Here is a 21,370-nt window from a genome sequence, read left to right as displayed (position 1 = left end):
GTCTTGACGGTTGGCCACTAGACGAACTCCGGGCGGCCGCTGCCGTCGGAGCCGTCGCGCCACACGGGCTGCGGCGGCGGGACGGTGGCCAGGATGCGCTCGACGACCGCGCGCGGGTCGATGTTGTCGGCGACCGCGTCGAAGGTGAGGCCGAGGCGGTGACCCATCACGTCGAGGGCGACGGTCTGGATGTCGCTCGGGAGCAGGTAGTCGCGGCCGTGGATCAGCGCGAGGGCCCGGCCGGCCGAGACCAGGCCGAGCGTCGCCCGCGGGCTGACGCCGAGCTCGATGATCGGCTCCAGGTCGGGCAGGTGGAAGTCGGTCGGCGTCCGGGTCGCCATCACCAGGCGCACGGCGTACTCCGCGACCAGGTTGTGCACGAAGACCTGCTCGGCCGTCCGCTGCAGCTCCATGATCGTCTCCGGCTGCAGCACCGGGCGCGGCTCGGGCGGGTCGACGCTCATCCGGCGGAGGATCTCGAACTCCTCGTGACCGCGCGGGTGCGGGACGTCGATCTTCACCAGGAACCGGTCCCGCTGCGCCTCGGGCAGCGGGTAGACGCCCTCGGACTCGATCGGGTTCTGGGTCGCGATCACGATGAACGGCTTCGGCATCGGGAAGGTCTGGCCGCCGATCGACACCTGCCGCTCGGCCATCAGCTCGAGCATCGCCGACTGCACCTTGGCCGGGGCCCGGTTCACCTCGTCGGCCAGCACGAAGTTCACGAACGTCGGGCCGAGCTCGATGTCGAACTGTTCCTTCGTCTGCCGGTAGATCCGGGTGCCGACGATGTCGGAGGGGACCAGGTCGGGGGTGAACTGGATCCGGGCGAAGGTCCCGCCGACCACGGCGGCGAAGGTGCGCACCGCGAGCGTCTTGGCGACACCCGGCACCCCCTCGAGCAGGCAGTGACCCTTGGCGAGCAGCGAGACCATCAGTGTCTCGACCATGTGCTCCTGGCCGACGATCACCCGCTTGACCTCGCTGAGTGCCTCACCGATCAGCCGGGACTGCTGCGCCACCGATCCAGCCGGCACAGTGGTTTCGGTCATGCCTGTCCTTCCGGGGTCCACAATGCGGACCTTGTCACTCCCCGATGCGTTCGACACCGGCCATTCCATCAGATCCACGGGTCCGCCGCTGCACGGCCCACCGCGCCCATCCTCCCTGGCCACTCAAATGCCGGGGAGTTGCAGCAGTGCTACCGGGGATGTGGTGGGATTGGGGTGATGACCGCGACCGAATCGACCACGGAGGTGCAGCCGGCCGAGCAGCCGGTGGAGGCACCTGCGGCGCTGATTCCTGCCGCGCTCCCGCTGCAGCCCGAGGATCCGCCGCGGGTCGGCGAGTTCTGGCTGCGTGGGCGCCTCGGGGCGAACGCGGCCGGCTATCTGTACACGGCCAGTGACGAGCGCGGCCGGAACGCCGTGGTCGCGATGATGACCGAGGGCTCGGCCGACGACGCGGCCGCCCGGGACCGGTTCGTGGTCGCGGTCGACTCGCTGCCCGAGGACGTCGTACTGGCGCACAACGACGAGGACGACGACGACCTTGCGCTCTGGGCCGCGTTCGGGCCGATCCGGGCGGACGACGGGACCAGCGCCGCGACCGACGAGCGGTTGCTCGCCGAGCGCCGCGGCGAGGAAGTGCTCTCCGCCGTGCTGATGGACCGGATCCCGCAGCACGGTCGGCGCCGCGGGCCCGACTTCCGGCACTACTGGGAGAACCGGCGGCGGCCCGGCCTGTTCCGGATCTGGCCGCTGCCGTGGCCGACCGCGCTGAAGCCCGCTTCCTGGTCAGCGATCTGGTACGCCTTGGCCACGATGCTGCTGATCATGGCGCTGGCGCTGTTCCTGGCCTGGCAGCTGTTCAAGGACTCGCCGCCGCTCGACCCGCCGCCGGTGATCCCGACGCCGACGAACACGGTCACCACGACGATCACGCCGACGACACCGCCGCCGGGCACTGAGTCGACGCCGGACCCGACCGCGAGCCCGAGGCCCGAAAGCCCACAGCCTGACGGCACTCCGACGGCGACCAACCCGGGCGACAAGTTCTAGACCTGTTGCGGTTCAACCTTCTTGCGGAGCGCGAACAGTCCGATCAGGCTGATCACTGCCCAGCTGCCTTCGAGCAGCAGGAAGCCCCAGGAGGATTCCTGGAGAGCGATCACGGCCAGCAGGCCGGAGCCGAGGAAGTTCAGTAGCTGGTAGCTGAGGGTGCGCTGACGCAGCCGTCCGGCCTGGGCGGCCGCGAAGGCGATCAGAATGGTCAGTGCACCGACGATTTCGAGAACGTCGACAGCATGCATGAGAGGTGCCCCTCCAGGGGGCGGGCGTCGTCTTGTCACCGACCGGGTACGACGCCACTCGTCCGGGGCCCGCAGGAGCGCGGGACCTCCTTCAAAGCTATCAAACGCCGCTACGATAGCAAACGGAGCAATTCCGGATCCCGCCACAGCGTCGCCGGCACCGGCTGCCGGACCAGGGCCGCGTCGGCCCGGATCTCCGCCGGACTTGCGGCCGAGATCAGCACCGAGGTGACCGCGGTGTGCCGAGCCGGGAAGGCGAGCGCGGCCTGCGGCAGCGAGACGCCGTACCGCTCGCAGACCGCGGAGATCCGCCGGGCCTGCACGCTGTCGTTGTGCAGCACCTCCGGGGACAGGACGCCGGACACGATGACGGAGACGCGGCGTGCGAGGCAGCGGTCCAGCAGGGGCCGCGCGCTTTGGTCCAGCAGGGAGAACTGGCCGGCCAGCAGAACGCAGTCCAGTTCGTGATCGCGGACGAGATGATCGAGCGCTTGCCAGTCGGTCGCGGCTGCGCCGATCGCCTTGATGACGCCCTGGCGGCGCAGTCCGTCGAGGATCGGGTACGACGCTGCGAACGCGTCCTGAACGAGGACGAGATCGACTCCGAGTCCCAGCCGCTCGCTACTCCCCCGGATCGACTCCTCCGCGTCCGGACCAACCACCTTCGTGGACACGAGGAACTCACCGCGCGGGCGGCGGGCGAGCGCCGTACCGAGTCTGGTCTCGGATTCGCCGTAGGCCGGGGAGGAGTCGAAGAAGCGGATCCCTGCCTGGTACGCCGCGTCGACCGTCGCGATCGCGGTTGGGGCGCCGTCGGGGTCGCCGAGTCGCGAGCCGCTGAGGCCGAATCTGGGTGGACGGAACTTGTGCACCGTCTGAGGTGCGAGCGCGTGACTTGGCGCTGCCATCGCACCCACCTCCCCTCGGTTGGTCCCCGCCGCGGAGCGGCCATTGAGTACCTTCAAGGATCGGTGGTGTGCGACGGCCTCGCATCTTCAGCCTGAGTGTCAGCGGCCCGAGTCGTACAGGGTCTTGACCTCCTGGTCGGTCAGGGCGCGGTCGTAGACGTGCACCTGGTCGACCGTGCCGTCGAGGAAGTCGACCTGGTTACCGCCGAACTTGGCCCGGCCGATCACCGTGTTACCGGTCGAGGTCGAGTCGAGGCTGCAGGCGGACTTCGCAGCCACTGGCTGACCGTCGACGTACAGGCGCAGCTCGCCCTTGGTCGCATCCCGTACGCCGGTCACGTGGTACCACTGGTCCGCGTTCGGCTTGGTCGGCGCGAGTGCCCGGACACCCGGGAAGCTCATCGCGAACCGCTGGTCGGAACCGGAGTACTGGAGGAAGAACGCGCTGTCGCGATCGCCGTCCTGGCTGACGAACGTCTGGAATCCGTCCACCTTGTTCAGCTTCACCCACGCACTGGCGGTGTAGTTGCCGCTGGTGTCGAGCAGCGCGGCACCCGTGTCGACGTACTGGTTGGATCCGTTCAGAGCAACGCCTTGGCCGTTCTTGCCGGGGGCAAAGACCGCGCCGTTGACCAGCGTCGCATCGTTGTTGCCGACGGCATCTTCGGCGTTGCCGTCGAGTGGGTAGAAGTGGATGCCATCGGCACCTGGTGTGCCCGGCCCCGGTTGCGGGCCACTGGTTCCGGTCCCGTCCGCGCCGGCGATGATCTGCTCGTTGATCGTGCGGACCTGGGCGAAGTCCATCTTCGGGACTTGCCGGTCGTAGGTGAAGAAGCCGTTCAGCTCACCCTCGACATCGGTGATCTGGGTGTAGACCGAGCCGCTGATCCCACACTGGTTGGCCGATTTCAGTACGTCGCGCTGGTTCTCGACGTACCGTCTGGTCAGCGTGGCCTTGTCCGGCGTCATCTCGTACGCGAACCCGTCGCCGAACCACATGTGGTCCTGGGTCTTGAGGCCGAATCCGCCGTGCTCGCCGTCGACGGCAGCTCGCTCGCCGGCCGGTGAAGGTGTGCCGGGGCCGAGGTACGCATGGTGGTCGATGAGGTCACCGCGACCCGAATCACCCTTCGAGGCGCAGCAGTTCATCCCGCTGTGCGCGTTGACGAGCCGGGACGGATCCTGGGCCTTGACCGAGTCGGCGATCTGACCGGTTTCGGTCTTGTCCCACTCACCCCAGCCCTCGTTGAACGGCACCCAGACGGTGATCGAGGTGAAGCTCTTGTGCTCCTCGATCATCTCGTGCAGCTCGGACTTGAACTGCGCGCGCCAGGGCTCCGGGATCTCCGCGGTCTTGGTCGCGGGCATGTCCTGCCAGACCATCAGGCCGAGCTTGTCGGCCCAGTAGTACCAACGGTCCGGCTCGACCTTGATGTGCTTGCGGACAGTGTTGAAGCCGAGCCGCTTGTGCTGCACGAGATCGAAGGCGAGGGCCTCGTCGGTCGGCGCGGTGTTCAGGCCGTCCGGCCAGAAGCCTTGGTCGAGCGTGGAGAGGTTGAACAGGACCTTCCCGTTCAGGCCCATCCGGAGCTTGCCGTCGGCCCCCTTGACCAGGCCGACCGAGCGCATCCCGGCGTACGAACCGACCTGGTCGACGGTCTTGCCGCGATCGATCAGGCGGACCTTGAGGTCGTACAGGAAGGGTTTGTCGGGCGTCCAGGCCTTCGGGTTCGGGATCGGGATCCGGAGCTCGGTGTCGGCCTTGCCGCGGACCTTGCTGACCTGACGACGGCCGTCGTACGCCGTCACCTCGACGTCGAGGTTCGCCGGTCCATCAGTGTCCGCGGTGAGTTTGATGGCCTTGCCCGGCAGGTCAGGAGTCAGCTGGAGGCGATTGATGGCGGCGGTGTTGACCGGCTCCATCCAGACCGTGCGCCAGATGCCGGAACTGCCCTGGTAGAAGATCCCGTGGTCGCCGACCTCGCGCTGCTTGCCGATCGGCTGGAAGGTCTCGTCGGTGAGGTCCTCGGCCCAGACGATCAGCTCCTGCGGGCCGCTGCGGTGCAGGTAGTTCGTGACGTCGACGTCGAAACCGTCGTACCCGCCGCGGTGAGTGGTGGCGAGGCGGCCGTTGACCCAGACCTTGGCGTCGTAGTCGACCGCGCCGAAGTGCAGGACGAGCCGCTGGCCCTTCCACTGCTGCGGAACGGTGAAGGTCCGGCGGTAGAACATCCGGTCCTCGTGCCGCTGGACACCGGACAGCGCGGACTCGATCGGGTAGGGCACCAGGACCTTCTCGCCGAGCGTGCGGCCGATCGGGGGCTGCTCCCCCGGCGCCGCGGCGGCGAACTCCCACAGGCCGTTGAGGTTGCGCCACTCCGGGCGGGTCAGCTGGGGACGCGGGTATTCGGGGAGGGCGTTGGAGGGCGAGACATCGTCGGTCCACGGCGTACTGAGCGGTGGGGTGCCGACATGCCACTCGGCCGGGGCCGCTTGCGCGGTCGGCACAAGGGTGGCCGCGGCCGCTAAGGCGGCCGCGGCGACAAGCTTGAGCATTGAAGCTCCCTTCGGGGCGGTGAAAGGGCGCTCCAATGGAAACGTTTTCAACGTGAGAACGCAAGACCTCGATCAGAATCAAACATTGACGCACACCGGCGTCGGGGTGCTGAACGAGCTCTTCTGGGTCAGCTCGCCGGTGGCGACGTTGACCGCGAAGGTGACGATGTTGCCCGAGTTCTGGTTCGAGACGAACAGCAGACCGCCGGTCGGATCGATGATGCAATGCCGCGGCCAGACACCGCCGGCGCTCGGCGTCCACTTGAGCTTCAGCGCGTTCCCACCGGTCAAGACCTCGAAGACTGCGACGCTGTTGTGACCGCGGTTGGTCAGGTAGACGTAGCGGCCGTCCGGGGACACGATCACCTCGCCCGGGTAGTTCGTCGGCGAGCCGGTCGGGACGGTGCTCTGGCTGTTCAGCGCGGTGAGCTTGCCGTCAGCGTAGCCGCAGACGGTGATCGTGCTGTTCAGCTCGTTCGCCACGTAGGCGAAGTTGCCGGACGGATGGAAGGCGAGATGCCGCGGACCGGAACCCGCCGCCAGCGTCAGCTGCTGCTTGAGTACGAGCTTCCCGTCGACCAGCGTGTAGGTGTAGATCGAGTCGGTGCCGAGATCGACGGCCAGGATGTAGTTGTCCTTGACGACGATCTGGTGCGCGTGCGGCGACGAGCCGACGTGCTTGACGAGATCGGTCTGAGCGCCGATGCCACCGTCAGCTCTGAGTTTGTGTACGGCGACATCACCGGAACCGTAGTTGGCGCTCAACAGGTAACCGTTGGCAACGGCCAGATGGCAGGGGCCGGATCCCTTGTTGGTCTGGCGATTGATCAGGTGGAGCTTGCCGGGGGCATCGACCGCGATCGCACTGACAGCCCCGGTCTCCTGCTCGTTGACGGCGTACAGGATGTTGCCTGAGCGGATGACGAAGGACGGGTCGGCGACCCCCTTCAGTACGCCGGTCGACGTGATCTTGCCGGCGGCGTCGTACGAGGCGATGCCGACACCGTCGCCGTACTTGCCGTAGTAGAGGTACTTCGTTGCCGCGGCGTTGGCTTTGAGCGGTACGGCGGCGACGGCGGCAGCGGTCAGGCCGAGGAATCCTCGGCGGGTGGTGGTCACGAGGCCACCGGGACGCTCAGCGACGACGGGTCGCCGGCCGGGGAGCTGAAGGTGACCGAGCTCCGGCCGAGGTAGCGCGGGTCGACGGTGTCGACGGCGAGAACGAGGTGGTGACCGGCCGGAACCTCCCAGCTGGTGGCTTCCATGCGCAGATCGATGGTGACGGCTTTGCCGGGGGTTGCCCCTCGCAGTGTGAGCGGTTTGTGCGAGATCAAGGATCCGACTCCTAGCGCGTTGACGTCGTAGAGGTACGCGAAGAGTGAAGTGTCCTTCACAGAGGGTGTTGCTGTGAAGTGCAGTCTCGGGGATCCGTTGATCAGCGTGCTTTCCGGAGAGACCTCTCCCGACCAGACACCGGCGAATGATCGATCGATCAAGGGCGTCACCACTCCCGTCGGGATCGACAGCAGCCCTTGCAGCGCGCCGGAAACCAGCGCGATACCGCTGTCGGCGACGGTCGGCACACCGGCCGCGATGCCCTTATTCCAGCCTGTTGCCGGGTTGGACTGGAGGTTTCCCTTGCTCAGGTACGTCGTCCGCGGCTGACCGACCGCGGCCCAGTTGCTGTAGCCGCGCCAGGTGTTGCGCTGGGACTTCAGCTGGACGGGCGACTCGGCGTCGGCGCCGTTGTCCGCGCCGGTCAGGTAGTGACGCATCCAGGCGACTAGCTCGTCCCAGGTCTCGTTCGGCAGGCCGATCGCGCCGGTCACCTCGGGCGTGGCGTGGTCGCCGTGGGCGAACTGGAGCCGCTTCGGACCGGTCAAGGAGGTGAAGAAGTCGGTGTACTGCGTCGGCGGGAAGATCGAGTCCTCGAAGGCGTTCGCGAGGAAGACGGCCGGCTTGTTGGTGTTGAGTTTGCCGACCACGGTCTGCGCGGAGCAGACCGGGCCGAGGACCTTCGCCTCGGCGATCGCGTCGTCGTACCGGCCGGTCAGGAACTTGGTCTGCAGCGACTGCATCTCCGGACCGGGGCGACCGGTGATGTTGCCAGCAGCAAGCAGTCCGGCGACGGCCTGCAGGGAGACGGTCTCGTTCGGGTTGATCGATCTGACCAGGTCGGCCCAGCCACTGAGAGCGCCGACCACCTTGATCCGGGGATCCTCGGCGGCCGCGAGCAGCGACGTACCGGCGCCGTACGAGATGCCGACCGCGGCGACCTTGCTGGTGTCAGCAGGGGTGTTGCTGGCGGCCCAGTCGATCACTTTGGAGACGTCGGCGACGGTGGGCGGGCCGGACACGTCGATACCGCCGCCGGTGTCCCAGAAGCCGCGGCTGGAGTACGAGATGACCTGGAAGCCGGACTTGGCCAGTTTGGCGCCCTGACCGACGTACTCGACGTTCGGGACGCCCCAGCTGGACGGCATCACCACCAGTGGGAACGGGCCGCTGCCCTGACCGGTCGGGGTGAGGACGACGGCACCGATCTGGATACCGCCTGCGCCCGGGATGCGCTGGTACGCCGTACTGAAGCCAGGCTGGGCGGCTTGAGCCGGTGGACCGAGGGCTAGTGCGGCTAGGAGAGCTACAGCTAGGGCGGCGGCAATTCTGCGCACGGGGCGACCTCCGGCTGGGAAATTACCGGAAGGTAACCACAAGATTGCCGCTCTGTCACTACCTCGGCACGGTGAGTGCTGGGTCGACGCCGGTGGCCTCGACCGACCACGCCCAGAGGCGCTGCGCGAGCTCCGGGTCCTGTGCGGTCCGGGTGGCCTGGACGACCATCGGTGCGCCGCGGAACTCGAGGAACCGCGGACCGACGTACGTGCCGGGACGCAGGTCGGGCTGGGTGGCGGCGTACAGGCTTGGCTGCGCACCTGCGGCGGCGGACTGCGCGAACAGGTTCAGACCGGCCCACAACTTCGCTGTGAGCTTGGCACCGGCCAGCTCTGGTCCGGCGGCCTGCAGGTGCGTGGAGGCGTAGCCGGGGTGCGCACCGACACTCAGCACTGACGGGACGCGGCGACCGAGCTCGAACATGAAGAGAAGGTTCGCGAGCTTGGACATGCTGTACTGCGGCCACTTCGAGTAGTTGCTCGCCGGCTGGCGCAGGTCGCTCTGCTGGAGGACGCGGGCCGACTTGTGCATGAACGAGCTGACCGTGACGACCCTGCCGGTCTGGAGCAGTGGCATCAGGCGGGCTGTGAGGGCGAAGTGCCCCAGGTGGTTGGTGCCGATCTGCAGCTCGAAGCCGTCGATGGTCTGCCGGTACGGCGTCGCCATCACGCCGGCGTTGTTGACCAGGATGTCGAGGCTGTCATAGGTGTTCGACAGGTGCGTGGCGGCCCGCTCGACACTCGACAGGTCTGCCAGGTCCAGCTCCAGCTCGACCGCGTTGCGTCCCGTTGCCTGGTGCAGACGCTGTGCGGCGTCGGCGCTCTTCTGTGGATTGCGGGCCGCGATCAGCACCTCGGCGCCGTGCTCCAGCAACACTTTGGCGGTCTCGTAGCCGAGTCCGCTGGTGGCGCCGGTGACGAGCGCCCGTCGTCCGGTCAGGTCCGCGATGTCCGCCGTACTCCAGGTCATGGGGCCCACCGTAGCGGGCCCCTGACCCAACGTGGGTACTACAGGATCTTGCGGGCCTTGAAAGCGTCCGTGACCTTCTGGGCGTCGGCCTTGCCGTAGAGCAGGCGGGTGGCCTGCACCGTGACCCGGGCGGCGTCGGCGAAGGACGTGTCGGGGGCGTAGAAGAAGGTGCCCTCGAGGATCGCCTTGTTGGCCTTCTCGCGGCCGAGCGCGTTGTGGATGTCCCACAGCGCGTTCGACCAGATCTCACCGTCGTCGTGCACCTCGCCGACGATGTCGTCGGTCGTCTTGCCGGTGTCGGTACGACGCAGGCAGTGCGGCTCGGTGGACGTGTACGACGTCGCGTCCCAGTCCATCACGCACGGCAGGTTGAAGCCGTTGCTGACCGGGATCGACATCGTGACGGCCCAGTAGTCACCGAAGCCCTCACCGATCGAACCGGCCTCGAGCGACTCGCCGAAGCCCGGGACGACGTCGTCCTGGATCGCGTGACCGTACTCGTGCCAGATCACCTCGGCGTCCTCGGCGTCGTCGACGCCACCCTCGCCCATCGTGATCACGTCGACCGAGGGGTCGTAGAACGAGTTGTCCCCGGAGAACGTGTTGATGGAGAAGTCCTGGGACTCGTTGTTCACCTCGGTGAAGCCCAGCTGGTGGATGTACTCCTGGGTCTGGTTGACCTGGTAGTACGCCTCCACCTGCTCGAACTTGTCGTTCGCGCGCTGGTAGACGAAGTTGTTGTTCTTGTTCTGCGCGACCCCGCCCTTGGCCTCCGCGATGTTCACGTAGGTGCCGTTGAGCTTGCCGGAGCCGTCCAGGTTGCGCAGGATGACGTTCTTCTGCGCCAGGAACAGTTCGTCGCTGTTCTTGTCGTTGTTGTCGACGAGCTGCTCGTTCTGCTCGCTGACGACCGGGTTCGGGTCGAAGACCGAGCCGTGCCCGTTGACGTTGTCGCTCAGCACCTTCGACTCGACGACCGAACCGCTGTCCGCGTCGACCAGGCTCCGGGTCGAGCCCTCGTTGGAGCGGCTGGTGACCGCCCAGACCAGGCGGGCGTTCGGGCCACCGACGACGGCCAGCTGCGCCGTGCTCTTGCCGGCGGCCGGGACCTTCTCGGCCTCCTTGTCCGCACCGGCGATGCGGGCGCGGGCGGCCTTGGCGTTGATCGCCTCACTGGCCTTCGTGTTGGCGCTCGCTGCCGGCAGCTTCGCGGAGACGTCCAGGTTCGCCGGGATGGCGTCCCGTCCGTCGGCGATCTGCACCGCGCCGGACTTGGTCTCGTGCTTCGCGTAGTACCCGTTGACGACCGGCAGGCCCTTGAAGGTCTGCTGGTACCAGTAGTGCTTGCCGAGCAAAGATGTCTTGGTCTTGACCAGCTTCAGGCTGCCCAGGGTGGTGGCTTCCGGCGCGGCCCCCGCGGCGCTGGTGACGGACAGACCGAGCGAGATGGTGGCCAGCCCGGCGGTGACGGCCACGATCGCCTTACGGCGGTTCGACATACATTCCCTCCCACAGTCGGCGATTCGTTCAGGTTGCGTGACGCAACCACTACGATCCGTCGAGACCCTAGTTCGCATCGGTACCCGGAGGGAAGCAGAACTTCGCGGCAATCTGCGGCGGCAAGGGAAAACCTTGTCAATGTCCGGCCAGCAACCGGATGACACTGGGCAGTACGTCGACGCCGACGCCGGGGTCGATCGCGCGCTGGACGCCGAGGCCGACACCGAGACTGAGCAGTGCCGTTGCGCAGTCGGCGGCCGGCATCGGCAGCGTGATGCCGAACTCGAGCGCATGGGCGCCCAGCATCAGTGCCGCGGCGTTGCGGATCGCCGCGTTGCGCTCGGCCAGCTCGTGGCGCAGGCTCTCGTCCTGGCGGGCCCGCGTCGAGAACTCGACCTCGAAGACCGTCCATCCGACGTCACCGATGGTCTCGTCGGCCCAGCGCTGGAACCCTTCGAGCATCACCTCGAGGGTCTCCGCGCCGTGCAGCGCCTGCGCGAGCTTGGTTGCCTGGTCCTCGCGGATCGCGTCGACGACCGCGAGGCAGAGCTCGTCCTTGTTGCGGAAGTTCGAGTAGACCGCGCCCTTCGAGAAGCCCGCCTCGTCGGCCACCTTCTCCAGCGAGGTGGCGGCGTACCCGTCCTTGAGGAACAGCTCGGTCGCGGTCGCCACCAGGGAATCTCGGGTCTGCGCCTGGCTCTCCGCGCGGGTCATCCTCGCCATGACGCCCACTCTAGATCGTCGGGTATTGGGATTCTGTCAGTATTCGGATACTCTCGGTCTCTGGAGGTGGTCTTCCATGGACGTTGTGATCATTGGGGCCGGCGCATCCGGTCTCGGGGCGGCGATCCGGCTGCGGCAGGCCGGGATCACGGACTTCGCCGTACTGGAGAAGGGCGCTTCGCTCGGCGGGACGTGGCGCGACAACACGTATCCCGGCTGCGCGTGCGACGTACCGTCGGCTTTGTACTCGTACTCGTTCGCGCCGAACCCGTCGTGGACCCGGGCCTTCGCCGGCCGGGCGGAGATCCGGCAGTATTTGGAAGACACAGCCTCTCGGTACGACGTAGTGCCGCATCTGCGCTTCGGCGTCGAACTGCTGAACGCCACCTGGGATCCCGTGCGCGGGGTCTGGTCGTTGGAGACCTCGACGGGGGCGCTCGAAGCCCGGGTGCTGATTACCGCTACCGGTCCTTGGCACGAGCCGTTGATGCCTTCGATCCCCGGATCCTTCGACGGGCCGGTCTTTCACTCGTCGCGGTGGGACCACTCGATTTCCCTTGCTGGGAAGCGGGTTGCGGTGATCGGCACGGGCGCCTCGGCGGTGCAGTTCATCCCGGCGATCCAACCTTCGGTTGCCGCGCTGCATGTCTTCCAGCGAACCGCCCAGTGGGTCCTTCCGAAGCCGGACCACTATGTTCCATCCGCCGAGCGTTGGCTGTTCCGGACGTTCCCGTTCGCTCAACGCCTGCTGCGTCGAGCGGAGTATCTCGGGATGGAGGTTCTCGGCCTCGGCTTCCGCCATCCGCGCCTGATGCGGTTCGTCGAAGCCGTCGGCCGCTTGCACCTGCGCCGCTCGGTGCCCTCGGCAACTTTGCGGTCAACGCTCACCCCGACGTACACGCTGGGCTGTAAGCGGATCCTGATGTCGAACACGTACTACCCAGCCCTTGCCGCCAGCAACGTCTCCGTCCACCCCACTGCGGTCGCCGGCTTCGACGGCTCCACGATCATCGGCTCGGACGGGACTCGCATCGAGGCCGACGTGGTCATCCTCGGGACCGGGTTCAAGATCCTCGACCTGCCGATCGCCTCCCGAGTCCACAACGCGGCCGGCCAGTCCCTGGACGACGTCTGGCAAGGATCACCCGAGGCCTACCTGGGCACCGCCGTCAGTGGCTTCCCGAACGCCTTCAACCTGCTCGGGCCCAACCTCGGCACCGGCCACACCTCGGCGTTCATGATCCTCGAGGCCCAACTCGACCATGTGCTGAGCGCGGTCTCAGCCCTGCTCAACCGGAGGTGGTCCAGTCTCGACGTCCGCCCCGAGGTCCAGGAAGCCTTCGTCTCCTCGGTCCGGTCCGCCCTCGCCGGCACCGTCTACGAGACCGGTGGCTGCGCCAGTTACTACCACGATGCCAACGGCCGCAACTCGTTCAGCTGGCCCTGGTCCACGGCCCGCCTGCAACGCGACGTCGCCCACTTCGACCCGACCCACTACTCGATCTCCAAGCCTCTGGAGGTAGTCCGATGAAGGCTCTCGACCTCAACGGCGCTGTCGTCGTAGTCACCGGTGCAGCCCGTGGCATCGGCCAAGCCACCGCGCAGGCCTTCGCCACCGCTGGCGCCACCGTCTATCGCGGCGACCTCGATCCAGGTGCCGATCCCACGGTTCACCCGCTCGATGTGACGTCCCGCGATTCGTTCGCCGCGTTCGTCGACGCCGTCCTCGGCGAATCCGGGCGCATCGACGTACTGGTCAACAACGCGGGCGTGATGCCCCTCGGCCACTTCCTCGACGAGGCCGACGAGATCAGCCGGGTGACGATGGACGTCAACGTCTGGGGCCTCATCCACGGCATGCGCCTGGTCGTCCCCGGCATGCTCGACCGCCACCACGGCCACGTCGTCAACATCGCCTCCATGGCCGGGAAGATCCCCTTCCCCGGCATGGCGGTCTACAACGCCTCCAAGTACGCCGCCGTCGGCCTGACCGCCGCCGTACGCCGCGAGCTCCACTGCACCGGCGTCACCGCCAGCGCCGTCCTCCCCTCCGCCGTCCGCACCTCCCTCTCCGCCGGCGTCCGCCTCGGCGGCATCCTCCCCACCGTCGACCCCTCCGACGTAGCCACCGCAGTCCTCCGCACCTGCCGAACCCGCCAACCCGAGCTGGCCGTCCCCCGCTGGCTGGGCGGCTGGAAGACCCTCGACGGCCTGACCCCCACCCGCCTCATGTCCCTAGGCCGCCGCCTCGCCGGTGACGACCGTGGACTCCATGCCGACCCCGCCGCGCGATCGTCGTACACAGAGCGTGTGACGACCTTCAGCGCATCGCGACAGTAGCTGCTGATGGCTTCTGTTCCTGGCGCATGGACCGCTGACCGGGAGAAGATCGGCCATGTCGAAGTTGAGCCTGCAAGCCCAGAACCGCGCCACCCTGCAGCGCCAATGGCTACTCGAACGCAACGACGCGACCACGCTCGAAGCGATCGAGCACCTCGTCGGCATGCAGGCCCAGCAACCCCTCGCGCCGTACGTCGGCCTCTGGACCCGCCTCACCACCTTCCAGCCCGACGACCTGGTCAAACTCCTCGAAGGCCGGGACGCGGTCCGCGGTTCGATGATGCGCGCCACGATCCACCTCATGTCGAGCCGCGACTTCCTCGCGTTCCGCCCGCTCATCCAGCCCCGCCTGGACCGCGAGGTCTTCCAGAACATGACCTTCGGCCGGCACCGCCTCGAGGGACTGGACATGCCGGCCGTCCTCCAGGCCGGCACCGACCGCCTCACCGAGGGCCCCGCGACCGCCGTACAACTCCGCGAGCACCTGTCTCCGCTCTGGCCCGACCGCGACGCCGCAGCCCTGGCCCACGCCGTCCGCTGCCTCCTCCCCACCATCCAAACCCCACCCCGAGGCATCTGGGGCAAAGGCGGCAACCCCGCCATGTCCCTCCCCCACCTCTGGCTCGCCGCCGACCTCGACCCGGCACCCGACCCCGAGTCCCTCGTCCTCCGCTACCTGGCCGCCTACGGACCGGCCTCGGTCATGGACGCCCAGTCCTGGTCCGGTCTGACTCACCTCGGCGAGATCTTCGACCGCCTGGACCTCCGCACCTACACCGACGCCGACACCGGCCGCACCCTCTACGACCTCCCGGGCGTTACGCTCCCCGACCCGGACCTCACTCCCCCCACCCGCTTCCTCCCCGAGTACGACAACCTCTACCTCTCCCACGCCGACCGCTCCCGCTGGTCCAGCACCCCGAAGCAGCTCCAGTCCCTCTACACCCAAGGCACCGTCCTCCAGAACGGCGAACCCACCGCCACCTGGCGCATCCCCAAACCCACCAAACGCCGAGCCACCCTGGAAATAACCCCCATCACCAAGCTCCCCAAGAAGGCCCAGTCCCTCCTCGAACCCGAAGCCCAAGCCCTCCTGAACTTCACCAACCCCGGCGCAACCCACGACCTGAAGTTCCTCTGAACGAAAACAGCCCAGCCAGAGGCTGGGCTGTTTCCTGAACTGCCCTCGGACATCAGCCGACGGCCGCTCCTCCGGGATTGCCGACGAAGGCACCGCCATCGCCGACGGCGCGCCAGGAGACCGCGGCCCCCGAGGGAGCCAGGTCCACGAGGTCGTCCCGGTAGTAACCGGCATTCGGCACGGTGGGAGCGGTCCAGTTGGTCTTCGTGGAGCGCGAGTACACGTGCAACCGCTTCGGATCCGGATAGGTCCCCGAGTTCCACCCGTCACGCCAGGCGATTCGTTCGCCGTCATTACTGATGTCGAACCCGTCCGAGGTGCCCCGGAACAGGACGTCGCCGACCACGAACGGTCCGGTACCGAACTTGCGGGCCGCGAGCGTGTACTGCGGATCGAAGTCGTCACCAAGTTTCACCTGGACGATCATCCAGGACGCGTCGGCGCTGTACACCGCGCTGAGGAACGGCAGCCCCTTGTCCATGTAGGGCTTGGACGTCGCGCCGGTCGGGACATCCAGCACCATCACGCGGTTGGTCGCGCTGCGATACGGGCTCGCCGGGTCCTCACTCTCGAAGTCGTACATCACGGTGTTCCCGTCAGGTGTCACGCCGAGGTTGAGCGCCGAGCCGGCGCCGCACGACTTCGGGTCGATGCACCCATCGAGCCAGACAGCGTCCGGTTTGCCCTTGGTGGCTTGCCAGACCCTGCGATTCGCGGTGCCGCCGCTTCCGGTGATGTAGGTGAGCTTGGTGCCATCGTTCGAGATCCTGAAGGTCGAGACCTTGAACGGAGTCACCGGAGACATCCAGTGTTCCCCGGTCTGTACGTCCCGGACGGCGATCTGGTCGTTCGTGTTCACCGAACCCGCCGCCGTGCGATAAGCGACGTACCGGCCCTCACCGGACGTTGCGTAGTTCGGAGCGGTCAACTGACTGCTCACTTCAGGGAAGTCGGCCGCGATCGGCTCGGGCGTCGTACCGTCCGGCTTGACCGACACGATCTGGTCCGAGCGATCCGCCAGGTCACGCCGTACCAGGTAGAACTGCCGGTCGGCGGGCTTCTTGACGCCGAAGAACGCATACCGGCCGGAGTCCGAGAACACGACCCCGTCGATCCCCGGCTCCTCCCCATCGACCCCGGCCGTGATGTCGCCGCCACCCGGGTCGGCCAGCGTCGTCGTACGGGGCGTGAACGTGCCGGACGTCCCGGGTAGGCCGACGCCGTCCGCGTTCACGGCCGACACCGTCAGCGTGTAGTCGGTGTTCGGCTTCAGGTTCCGGAGCGTGATGCGGTTGCCGGCCGCGACCGGGACCTTGACCGCGCCGGTTCCGGGCGAGGTGCTGACGACGTAGTGCGTCACCGGGACGCGGCCGGAGAACTCCTGGGGATCCCAGGTGACCTCAGCGGTCCGGATGCCGGCCGTCGCCCGCACGTTCCGCGGCTCCGAGGGCAGGAAGCCGCTGACCGTGACTTTTGCGATGTTCTTCAGTTCGTCGTGGAGGACGTTGGGCGCGACCTTCGCCTCGATCTCGACCAAGCCGTCGCCGGTGGCCTGGTAGAAGCCGGAGGAGTTGATCGTCCCTGGCCCCTTGATCACCTTCCAGCTGAACGGCTCGGTGTCGGGGAACCTTTTCAGACTGGCTGTGAACTGCTGCGAGCCGTTCGTACCGATGTCGGCCGAGCCTGGCTCGATCACCACTCCGGAGTACGGCCCGGCGGATTCCCACAGCACTACCTCGAACTTGAGCACATCGGGTTTGACCCAGCGGACAACCTTGCGTTGCAGGAACTTGAACTCCAGGCCGCCGCCGATCTGCACTCCGAAGACCACCTTGATCGCCTTCTCCGCGGCGGTGTCGATCTCGCCCTCGAGGTAGGGAGTGACCTCGAACTCGGGACCGCCCTGGCCGTAGAAGGCCACGATGACCTTGCCCGCGATCCCGGCCGACGCCGCGACGTTGCCGAAGACCTGGGGGACCTTGACCTGGAACTCGTCATCGGCAATCCGCTCGCTGATGCCGGTGGGGGTGACCACCGGGCCGACGACCTCGAGGTCGAGTCCGAGCCGGCGTTTGTACTTCACCTCGAAGGCGAGCCCGGCCCGCCCGTCCGCCTCGACCACGAGCTCGACCTCCGCCCGCGGGCAGATGACGACCGGAGCGCCGCCGATGCCGACGGTGATGCATCTCAGGAACATCTCTCCCAGCCGGAATCGCTTTAGCTTGAACTCTTCCGCCGCACCCAGCGCCAGGTCGAACCGGAACGACGAATCGGTATCGAACGCGACCTGGAAATGCGACTTCGGCAGAAAGCCGCTGCCACTGATCGTGAGATCGAACTTCGGATCGAGACTTGCCTGACCGGTGATCCGCGAGCCGTACTTGATCTCCTTCTCGACCTCGACGACCAGCTTGCCGTCCTTGAGGTACAACTTGCCCTCGTCCGGATTCACTCCCTTGGCGAAGCCACCCTGCTGCCGGGTCTTGCCGCCGGCCGTCGGCGCGGCCAGCCGGATCCCCGGCCCGTCCGGGACGAACGAGGCGACATCGTCCGCAGTGGCCTTGAACTGGGTCGCCATCGCCATGTCGCCGTACACATCCATCAGCGCGGCGTCCTCGGTGTTGAGCACCAGCAACCCGCCGACGGTCTGCATCTTGGTGATCTTGCGCAGGAAGCCTTCCGGTGTGGTCGGACTGGCATCTGCCACGACTGTCTGGCCCACCTGCAGACCGGACAGCTGACTCGTCGGCGTCGCGACCACGATCGCAGTCGGTGTCAGCGAGCTGATCTGTTGCCGGGACTCCGGTGTCAGGACGATCGGCGCCACCTTCGTGGTCAACGCGGGCTTGATACCGGTCGTCGGCGTGGTGGCGACGCCGGTACCGGCCGCGTTCTTGGCCGCGACCGCGAACTGGTACTCGGTCGCGGAATCCAGACCGCTCACAGTCGCCGACGGCGCGGTGACGTCGAGGACCTGACCGCCCGGCGTCACAGTCACCCGATAACCGGTGACCGCAGAGGTCCCAATGTCGATCGGAGCCTTCCAGCTGAGCTGTACGACGCCACTCGCCGACGGAGCCGCCTTGACATCATCCGGCGCACCCGGTGCACGGGCCGCCAACGGCGTACTCGACGTACTGGCAGCCTCGCCGTACCCACCCTTGTTGTGCGCGCGCACCTTGATCGTGTACTTCTGCCCATTGGTCAGGCCGGTCAACGCCGTGATCGTGGTGTCAGCCGCGATGGTCTGCGTAATGCCGCCCGGATCCGCCGTCACCTCGTAGTTGTCGATCTCCGCGCCGCCGTCCGCGGGCCGCACCCACTGAACCTCCACGCGACCGTTCAAAGCAGTCACCGCGTTGATCGGCGGCGCCAGCGGGACCTTCGCCAGCACGGGATTCGCCGGCCGTGGATCCGACGTACCCGACCCGTAGGCATTGGTCGCCTTCACGGTGATCGCATACGTCGTGTCGTTCGTCAGCCCCTTGAGCAGCGCTTCACGCGCCGTACCAGGCACTGTCATCGTCACGCCACCAGGCATCGCCGTCACGGTGTAACTGGTGATCACCTCGGGCAACCCAGCGGGCGCATCCCACGAGACGAGGGCCGCACTGTCACGCGAGGTCACGGCAGTGATGAACGGCTGCCCCGGCGGAGCGGGCGCGGCGGGGCTCACCGCCGTACTGAGAGCAGCAGGCGATCGCCCGGCAGCGTTCACCGCGACCACGTTGAACGTGTACGTCGTATCGTTGACGAGCCCAGTGATCGTCGTACTGGTCCCAGTCACCGTGGTCACCACGTTGCCCGGCGTCCTCGTGACCTCGTAGCTCTTCAGCGCCTGATCACCCGTGTCCGCCGGCGCGGTCCACGACAGCTTCACGCTCTTGTCGGCCGGAGTCGCCTGTACGTCGGTAGGCGCGGCAGGCGCCTTCGGCTTGAGCGCATACCCAGTCACGTCGAGGTAGAACCGGGCTCCGGCGTTCGTACGGTTCAGGATCGTGATCTCGCCGGCCGCGTTGGGACGCACGACGACCTGATTGAACGAGTAGTGCGTCGGCAGCGCAATCACATCCGTCGCGAACGGCGCGGTCTCGCCACCCGGATAGGCGACGACGTCACCACTGGTCGCCTTCGTCGACACGATCAGATTCGCCGAGACCGCCGCCAGCCCCGTCGCGGGCAGACCGCCAAGACCAGCCACCTTGAAGGTGTGCCCGAAACCCGCCGCGATCAACGTCGTACCGCCGGTATCGAGAACCCGCGCCGCCGTCGGCAGCGTGCTGATCCGCGACGACGCCGCGGCACTGTTCGTCGCCGTCGTGTAGTAGCCGGTGACCTCAGCCAGAAAATGCACAGCCCCAGCCGAACTGTTCACCAGCGTCACCTTGCCGTCCGCCGCAATCCGAGTCACCACAGTGCTGCTCTTGGCCCGCCCAATCGGCCAACTGCCATGCGCCACCCCCGGCTGAGTCGCACCAGCCGGATACACAACCATCCCGCCGATAGGCCCTCCCGGCGGCGGCGACGCCGGCACCAGCGCGGTCAGCGTCATCGCCACCGAAGTAACCGCACTAGCCGCCGGCACCCCACCAACCCCAGCGACCGGGAAGCTGATCTTCTCCTTCCCCGGTACGGCGGCAGTACCCGGAACACCGATCTTGTTCCGGGTATCGAGGATCCGCGTCTGCTTCACCGGCACATACCGCGACCCACCAGCCGTCACCTCATCAGTCGTGTAGTAACCAGCCACATCGACGATGATCCGCACAGTCCCCGTACTGGCATTGAAGAACGACGCCTGCCCGCCAGCGTTCAGCCGCAGAATCGAAGTCCCACTGGCATAAGTCTGCCCAGCCGCGAACAAAACCCCCGACACCGAAGGCCGAGCCGCCCCCGCCGGCCAAGCCACCAAACTCCCGCTGACCGTCGGATTCACCACCGTCACATTCACCGAAACCGCGGCAACCCCAGTCGCCGGAATCCCCCCACGCCCAGTAAACGTAGAAGTCACCGGAGTCGGATTAGCCGCAACAGGCGTAGCCCCCGTATCAACCAACCGAGCCTGAGTAGCAAGAGGCACATACAACCCACCCCCTTCCCCCGGTCCCACAACAGCCGCCGGCACGGCAGCGGCCACAGGAGTAGCACTAGCCTGATCCGGAAGGTGGCCAGGAAGCAACAAAGACAAGAGAAGCGGCAACAAGAGCAGGCGGAATCCGCGACGCACAGTTCCTCCACGACAGGCCCTCAAGGGCCGCAGCAGTTGGGCAGGACCCCAAGCTTGCGTCCCACACCCCACGCCACGTAAGGAACCCCACCACATTTGCACGAACCTGCAGCCGCCCGTCCAACAGACCGAGCTCCGTGCGCGGCTCAGACTTGCGAGGTCAACGTCTCCAAGGCTCGGACCCGCTCAGCCGGCGAAGGCGTACTGGACATGAGCTGGGAACGACGGCTGGTGTCTCGACCGAGCATCTGCTGATGCTGGACCTGCCAGCCGTACAACACTTGAATCAAGGTCGCGCCGTATCCCATCGCCGCTGCACGCCGATCGGCCTGCAGCACCTCCCGACGACTCAGCCAGGCAAGAATCGGCGGTGCAACGAGAGGAGTGAGGAAGAGGAACGGCAGCACCAGACTGTCGTCGAAGGTCAGGACGGCAACCAGCACGCCGACGTAGCCGATCAGGAGGAAGCCGATCACCGCACATCCGACAGCCGGAACAGACTTCATCAGTCGACCAAGTGCTCGTACGCCGATCAAAGCGCAACGAGCTGGAATCGAGTACCAGAAGCTCAGCAGGCTGAGCCAGTCCCGGCCACCAAGGTGATGTCCGAGCTCGTGCGCGAGCACAGCTTCGAGGTGTGAGGGCGGAAGGTTGTAGAGCGCCCATCTGGTGACGCCCACGGTGTGGCCCGGCGTCGGAACCGCGTTCGGCTCGTCAGATTCCTGAATCCAGAGCTCATAGCGCTTCTCGGGTACGCCGGCCCGGCCGATGACCTGCCACCAGATCGGGCGCAGGCGCTGCTCTTCGACCAAGGTCGGCAACCTCAGCCGAAACAAGTACCGCGCGAGAAACTCTTCGACCGGTCGTACGAATACCACCAGGCCAGAGACCAGCCAGGCGCCGACGATGACCCAGCCCCACCCGAAGCCGAGCAGTCCGACGATCCACGAGACGACCGCAAAACTCCAGAAGAACCAAGGCACTGCGGACAGGAGCAACGCAGCTGTCGAAACCTCGACACG

Annotated in this window: 15 protein-coding genes and 1 riboswitch; of the genes, 4 read left to right on the top strand and 11 right to left on the bottom strand. The window is 67.0% G+C overall.

The window, feature by feature from the left end; all coding sequences use genetic code 11:
* Positions 1 to 17 precede the first annotated feature (17 nt).
* Positions 18 to 1,052, bottom strand: coding sequence for an AAA family ATPase (locus OG474_RS32950; RefSeq protein WP_405057510.1), 1,035 nt, complete (start codon positions 1,050 to 1,052; stop codon positions 18 to 20).
* Between the two features lie 177 nt (positions 1,053 to 1,229).
* Between OG474_RS32950 and OG474_RS32945 the strand changes: the two genes are divergently transcribed.
* Positions 1,230 to 2,060, top strand: coding sequence for a hypothetical protein (locus OG474_RS32945; protein ID WP_405057509.1), 831 nt, complete (start codon positions 1,230 to 1,232; stop codon positions 2,058 to 2,060).
* On the opposite strand, the gene OG474_RS32940 is transcribed toward OG474_RS32945, so the two are convergent.
* The 8 genes from OG474_RS32940 to OG474_RS32905 form a co-directional block, all read right to left on the bottom strand.
* Positions 2,057 to 2,311, bottom strand: a complete 255-nt coding sequence (locus OG474_RS32940) for a hypothetical protein (RefSeq protein ID WP_405057508.1) — start codon at positions 2,309 to 2,311, stop codon at positions 2,057 to 2,059. The genes OG474_RS32945 and OG474_RS32940 overlap by 4 nt on opposite strands.
* Before the next feature lie 21 nt (positions 2,312 to 2,332).
* A riboswitch (guanidine-III (ykkC-III) riboswitch) is annotated at positions 2,333 to 2,400 on the bottom strand.
* Between the two features lie 21 nt (positions 2,401 to 2,421).
* Positions 2,422 to 3,219: an aldo/keto reductase gene (locus tag OG474_RS32935; protein ID WP_405057507.1), complete on the bottom strand. Its 798-nt coding sequence runs from the start codon at positions 3,217 to 3,219 to the stop codon at positions 2,422 to 2,424.
* Positions 3,220 to 3,318: 99 nt separating this feature from the next.
* Complete coding sequence (locus OG474_RS32930) at positions 3,319 to 5,775, bottom strand: LamG-like jellyroll fold domain-containing protein (RefSeq protein ID WP_405057506.1); 2,457 nt, start codon at positions 5,773 to 5,775, stop codon at positions 3,319 to 3,321.
* Between the two features lie 78 nt (positions 5,776 to 5,853).
* A complete protein-coding gene (locus OG474_RS32925; protein WP_405057505.1) occupies positions 5,854 to 6,894 on the bottom strand; it encodes a lactonase family protein in 1,041 nt (346 codons plus the stop codon).
* Positions 6,891 to 8,447, bottom strand: coding sequence for a CocE/NonD family hydrolase (locus OG474_RS32920; RefSeq protein ID WP_405057504.1), 1,557 nt, complete (start codon positions 8,445 to 8,447; stop codon positions 6,891 to 6,893). Before OG474_RS32920 ends, OG474_RS32925 begins: the two co-directional genes overlap by 4 nt.
* 58 nt (positions 8,448 to 8,505) lie before the next feature.
* Positions 8,506 to 9,417 (bottom strand): oxidoreductase, encoded by a 912-nt coding sequence (locus tag OG474_RS32915; RefSeq protein ID WP_405057503.1) that lies wholly within the window; start codon positions 9,415 to 9,417, stop codon positions 8,506 to 8,508.
* Positions 9,418 to 9,455: 38 nt separating this feature from the next.
* The gene (locus OG474_RS32910) at positions 9,456 to 10,916 is read right to left on the bottom strand and encodes a M36 family metallopeptidase (RefSeq protein ID WP_405057502.1); all 1,461 of its coding nucleotides are present in this window, start codon (positions 10,914 to 10,916) and stop codon (positions 9,456 to 9,458) included.
* Between the two features lie 136 nt (positions 10,917 to 11,052).
* The gene (locus tag OG474_RS32905; RefSeq protein ID WP_405057501.1) at positions 11,053 to 11,640 is read right to left on the bottom strand and encodes a TetR/AcrR family transcriptional regulator; all 588 of its coding nucleotides are present in this window, start codon (positions 11,638 to 11,640) and stop codon (positions 11,053 to 11,055) included.
* 76 nt (positions 11,641 to 11,716) lie between these two features.
* On the opposite strand from OG474_RS32905, the gene OG474_RS32900 reads away from it, so the two are divergent.
* Genes OG474_RS32900 through OG474_RS32890 form a run of 3 tightly spaced genes read left to right on the top strand, consistent with a single transcriptional unit; the run spans position 11,717 to position 15,121 of the window.
* Positions 11,717 to 13,171 carry a flavin-containing monooxygenase gene (locus tag OG474_RS32900; RefSeq protein WP_405057500.1) on the top strand — a complete coding sequence of 485 codons (1,455 nt, stop codon included), beginning with the start codon at positions 11,717 to 11,719 and terminating at the stop codon, positions 13,169 to 13,171.
* Positions 13,168 to 13,980, top strand: a complete 813-nt coding sequence (locus OG474_RS32895; RefSeq protein WP_405057499.1) for an SDR family oxidoreductase — start codon at positions 13,168 to 13,170, stop codon at positions 13,978 to 13,980. Before OG474_RS32900 ends, OG474_RS32895 begins: the two co-directional genes overlap by 4 nt.
* Before the next feature lie 55 nt (positions 13,981 to 14,035).
* Positions 14,036 to 15,121, top strand: coding sequence for a winged helix DNA-binding domain-containing protein (locus OG474_RS32890; RefSeq protein ID WP_405057498.1), 1,086 nt, complete (start codon positions 14,036 to 14,038; stop codon positions 15,119 to 15,121).
* A gap of 52 nt (positions 15,122 to 15,173) precedes the next feature.
* On the opposite strand, the gene OG474_RS32885 is transcribed toward OG474_RS32890, so the two are convergent.
* Both OG474_RS32885 and OG474_RS32880 read right to left on the bottom strand, forming a co-directional pair.
* The gene (locus OG474_RS32885; RefSeq protein ID WP_405057497.1) at positions 15,174 to 20,057 is read right to left on the bottom strand and encodes a fibronectin type III domain-containing protein; all 4,884 of its coding nucleotides are present in this window, start codon (positions 20,055 to 20,057) and stop codon (positions 15,174 to 15,176) included.
* Between the two features lie 437 nt (positions 20,058 to 20,494).
* Positions 20,495 to 21,331 carry a M48 family metalloprotease gene (locus tag OG474_RS32880; RefSeq protein ID WP_405057496.1) on the bottom strand — a complete coding sequence of 279 codons (837 nt, stop codon included), beginning with the start codon at positions 21,329 to 21,331 and terminating at the stop codon, positions 20,495 to 20,497.
* Positions 21,332 to 21,370 lie beyond the last annotated feature (39 nt).

The organism is Kribbella sp. NBC_01505, from assembly GCF_045040285.1.
Taxonomy (GTDB): Bacteria; Actinomycetota; Actinomycetes; order Propionibacteriales; family Kribbellaceae; genus Kribbella.
Note: the sequence above shows the minus strand (reverse complement) of the source record. Positions and strands in the feature narration are given on the sequence as shown.

Coding starts and splice junctions, on each gene's coding strand:
- OG474_RS32950 (WP_405057510.1), bottom strand. CDS start 1,052: ATGACCGAAACCACTGTGCCGGCTGGATCGGTGGCGCAGCAGTCCCGG.
- OG474_RS32945 (WP_405057509.1), top strand. CDS start 1,230: ATGACCGCGACCGAATCGACCACGGAGGTGCAGCCGGCCGAGCAGCCG.
- OG474_RS32940 (WP_405057508.1), bottom strand. CDS start 2,311: ATGCATGCTGTCGACGTTCTCGAAATCGTCGGTGCACTGACCATTCTG.
- OG474_RS32935 (WP_405057507.1), bottom strand. CDS start 3,219: ATGGCAGCGCCAAGTCACGCGCTCGCACCTCAGACGGTGCACAAGTTC.
- OG474_RS32930 (WP_405057506.1), bottom strand. CDS start 5,775: ATGCTCAAGCTTGTCGCCGCGGCCGCCTTAGCGGCCGCGGCCACCCTT.
- OG474_RS32915 (WP_405057503.1), bottom strand. CDS start 9,417: ATGACCTGGAGTACGGCGGACATCGCGGACCTGACCGGACGACGGGCG.
- OG474_RS32910 (WP_405057502.1), bottom strand. CDS start 10,916: ATGTCGAACCGCCGTAAGGCGATCGTGGCCGTCACCGCCGGGCTGGCC.
- OG474_RS32905 (WP_405057501.1), bottom strand. CDS start 11,640: ATGGCGAGGATGACCCGCGCGGAGAGCCAGGCGCAGACCCGAGATTCC.
- OG474_RS32900 (WP_405057500.1), top strand. CDS start 11,717: ATGGACGTTGTGATCATTGGGGCCGGCGCATCCGGTCTCGGGGCGGCG.
- OG474_RS32895 (WP_405057499.1), top strand. CDS start 13,168: ATGAAGGCTCTCGACCTCAACGGCGCTGTCGTCGTAGTCACCGGTGCA.
- OG474_RS32890 (WP_405057498.1), top strand. CDS start 14,036: ATGTCGAAGTTGAGCCTGCAAGCCCAGAACCGCGCCACCCTGCAGCGC.